4 protein-coding genes and 1 pseudogene are annotated in these 3,589 nt (G+C 43.6%); all 5 read right to left on the bottom strand.

The features are described 5' to 3' along the window. Nucleotides 1-582: RpnC/YadD family protein (locus IM496_RS18580; RefSeq protein WP_287662892.1), on the bottom strand; the 582-nt coding region annotated here is incomplete at its 3' end. Nucleotides 583-832: 250 nt separating this feature from the next. Beyond that, the gene (locus IM496_RS18575) at nucleotides 833-1,948 is read right to left on the bottom strand and encodes a TIGR03032 family protein (protein ID WP_287662891.1); all 1,116 of its coding nucleotides are present in this window, start codon (nucleotides 1,946-1,948) and stop codon (nucleotides 833-835) included. Nucleotides 1,949-2,349: 401 nt separating this feature from the next. After that, complete coding sequence (locus IM496_RS18570) at nucleotides 2,350-2,688, bottom strand: XisI protein (protein WP_002732736.1); 339 nt, start codon at nucleotides 2,686-2,688, stop codon at nucleotides 2,350-2,352. Then, on the bottom strand, nucleotides 2,673-3,092 hold the full coding sequence (locus IM496_RS18565; protein WP_002764234.1) for an element excision factor XisH family protein: 420 nt from the start codon (nucleotides 3,090-3,092) through the stop codon (nucleotides 2,673-2,675). The genes IM496_RS18570 and IM496_RS18565 overlap by 16 nt, the downstream gene beginning before the upstream one ends. Before the next feature lie 93 nt (nucleotides 3,093-3,185). Next, nucleotides 3,186-3,299: pseudogene (locus tag IM496_RS22515) on the bottom strand (TIGR03032 family protein); the annotation flags it as partial. Nucleotides 3,300-3,589: the final 290 nt, after the last annotated feature.

Here is a 3,589-nt window from a genome sequence, read left to right as displayed (position 1 = left end):
TCCCCTGATTAACCTCCACTTCCACTGTTCCCGTTCTGGCAGCTTCCCAGTAGTCGCTTTTGTTTTCAGGTGTGCCATCACTATTATAGCAAAAGGATTGCTACTTGCTTCTAGTTCTGACCAGTTTTCCTCATAGTCCAGTAATTTAACCGTTGGGATTTTGAGGCTGACTTCACAACCAGCGATAGTATAATTATAGGAATCTGGTCGCCAATTTACTCGTTCATCTCCTAATATAGCGAGACTGATAACCGGTTTCTGATACAAATCAAAGGCCCGATAGTTATAAATATACATCCTCTGAGGGAAATTTTCTTCGTATTGGCTTTGAATTTCAATATGAATCAAAATCCAGACTTCTTCACCCCTGAGTAACCAAACTTTATAAAGTTTGTCAGCAAAACGTTTTTTTGTTTTAGAGGAAGCGGTAATCCGTTTGAGTTCTTTTTCTAGGGATTCGGGAATTTTTGTCCAATCAATCAATTGGTGAACTTCGGGAAAAAAGAAGTATAAAAACGCTTCAAAATACTCGCTTAATGCTTCTTTCCAGGGTTCATCATAATTGGCAGTTGGTTGTTTCATGGCAAGTCGCTACCAATTGGAAAGTTAGGCACTCATCTAAATCTATTATTCCCCATAAATATCATCAATACTACTTGTCGTCACAAAACTTCCCATTAGAGCAACCTACATCTACATCTTTGTTCTGACATTTATTGGTAAAACTATATAATGCCGTCGGATAGCCGGGGAAGGAACCAGATAAACCAGGGAAGATATCTTTAACCAAAAAAGGAGTTGACATGATTTTTTCCTGAATAAAGAGTAAAAATTAAACAATTAAAGAAGGCACCATCCAGACGGATTGAGTGCCGTCGAGGTCGGTATCCGGTCCAATTAGCGCCGGGTTGCGGTAGCCCGGCAGGACAGAGACGGCGAAAACCTCCTCCACGCCGCTATTGAACCAAAAAGTTGCCACCAGTTGACCGGTGGCCAGGTTGACAATAGCCAACCCGCACCGCAATTGATTACGCCGCTCATCGAGGGGTAAACCGCCAAAAACCGCCGTTTCCCGCACTTGGGACAACCCGACAAAGGCGTGACCTTCCCAACAGTCTAAACCCCGGGTAAAACCGGGCAATTCCGCGATGATTTCCGTGCTGCCAGTTTGGGGATGCCAACGGTTCAAGGTTCCATAACCGGAATTGAGAAAATAGAGATTACCCTGGTAAAGGCGGGGAGAATGGGGCATCGCTAAACCCCGCAGAATCACCTCTCCCCTCGGCACATCAATTAAGCATCCCCCTTGAGCTTTATTCTCTCGCCAGAGGCTTTCCTCGTTGGTTTCCCCCAATGCCGTTACATAGGCGGGAGTGCCGCTATTTTCAGCCATAGCCAAGCCATTGAGGTGGCAGCGGTCTCCGGGGACCAACTCGGTAATAAAGGGCGGTTTCCACTGGGGGAGAAAACTCCAATTTCCTTCGATGGTTGCCAGACAGTTAAATAAGGTATTGACCACCCAAAGGCGATTACTGCCAAAGGCCAAATCATGACCCATAATCGGGCCGGTGAGGTGAGAGGAGCGAGCTAAAAAGGCGATATCCTGTTCCCCTTCCGGTTTAATCTGGGGGGCAATCTCTCGATTGGCGGGTAAATGCCAAATTGCCTGACGAGCGCCCACAGCAATTCCGGTAGCAGTTCGGGTTAAACCCATTGCTTGGTCAAAATGGGCGAAACTCACCCGCATTTGTCCTTTATAAGTGCCAATGCTGGCCACTCGTCCCGCTTGGTAGGTGGAAATCAACACCGACAAGTCAAGCTGGTTGAGTAATTCCGGCAGATTGAGGCTGTACTCATAATTGACCGGCACTGCTTGGCGCTGAGTTGGACTCGCTGCCGGCTCTTGGGTATCTGAAAACTGGTTAGTCTTGGGCGGCAAGCTGTTCATAGAGTTTTTTGGGCATAGATTAGAGTCGATTGTGATAATTGATTATTGTTTATGGTTTGTTGACTAAGGGGTTCTAATTAATCCCCCCTTGCCCCCCTTAATAAGGTTTGATCCCCCCTTGCCCCCCTTAATAAGGTTTGATCCCCCCTTGCCCCCCTTAATAAGGTTTGATCCCCCCTTGCCCCCCTTAATAAGGGGGGTGGTGATGGGTTTCAGTTGGTATTAATGGGGTTCATTATAGACAAATTAATCAATATTATTTATAAAGTTTTCTTAACTTTTTTTGTATCAAATTTACCTGAGCGGGAGCATTAAATACTTATGATTGAGTTTGTGTAAAACACTTTTGCAATTTAAGCTTGTGTATAAAGTTTTATGCACAGATTCAACATTTCTGGTCACTAAGCCACAGCAAATCCCGTATATTTGCGTATTTTAGGATAACGAAAACCCAGGACTATATCTTCTTTGGGAATACCTGCCTCCATCAAATCAGTAGCTATGCCTTCCTCCGTTTCATCACATTGAATCCAGACTTTATCGACAACCAAGCTAAGGTGAATTGGTGTTGCATGGAGATACTTATTACCACTCCAACCGAAATCTAAAACTAGATAATGTCCTCGTTCATCATCAAATATAACCTGAGAAGTGTAGCCATCAGGTAAAGTAGCACGATAGTTAGCATGATTCTGGAGAACAGTCTTAATAATACCTTGATATTTTAATCGGGTATCCATTGCACGATTACCTCACTTTCATCATCAAAGACAATTAATTTCACAATCTGATTCTTTAGCAATACCTGCCCTAATTCTATACTAAAAACACTGTTAAAAGTTGGCTGAGATATGGCCAGATAAAGAACTCGCTCAACTTTCATCTCGTTAAGGATTTGACGATACAAGACGTACTGCCCCAAAGCTTGCTGTAAATCCTTTACGTCAGACTGTCCTACAAAGCTTTTCACTTCAACGACAATTTTCCGCAATTCTTTCTCCGCACTGATTAAGCGTTCTGCTCCCAAATCAGCGGATAAACGCTTCTTGCCAATTTGAAGTGGAAAAGGATCGTGAGTGATTGCCCACCCGTCCTTCTCTAAAGCAAGTTTTACAGTGTCGTGGTAAATATCTCTTGCAGACACAAAAATTCAGAGGATAAATACTCTAATCAGCAGTATAGCAAATTTTTCTGTTCTCAAGACCTCTTGTAAAAATCAAAAGACGAGTGCCTACAGCAATTCTGGTAGCAGTTCGGGATAATTGACCGGCACCGCTTGGCGCGGAGTTGGACTCGCTGCTGGCTCTTGAGTATCTGAAAACTGGTTAGTCTTGGGCGGCAAGCTGTCCATAGAGTTTTTTTTGCATGGATTAGAATCGATTGTGATAATTGATTATTGTCTATGGTTTGTTGACTAAGGGGTTCTAATTAATCCCCCCTTGCCCCCCTTAATAAGGTTTAATCCCCCCTTGCCCCCCTTAATAAGGTTTGATCCCCCCTTGCCCCCCTTAATAAGCTATCCCTTATAGGGATCTTTCTTAACAATTTTTGCAGTAAGCACTCCAACCCTTATCCTGACTTGATTTCAGTTTTTTCTTTGTCAGTAAGGGTGTCAACAAGGAATATTACAAATTGTTAACC

The sequence above is a fragment of the Microcystis sp. M049S2 genome (assembly GCF_020245625.1).
Classification (GTDB): domain Bacteria; phylum Cyanobacteriota; class Cyanobacteriia; order Cyanobacteriales; family Microcystaceae; genus Microcystis; species Microcystis ichthyoblabe_A.
The sequence above is the reverse complement of the archived record's forward strand: the minus strand, read 5'-3'. Positions and strand labels throughout refer to the sequence as shown.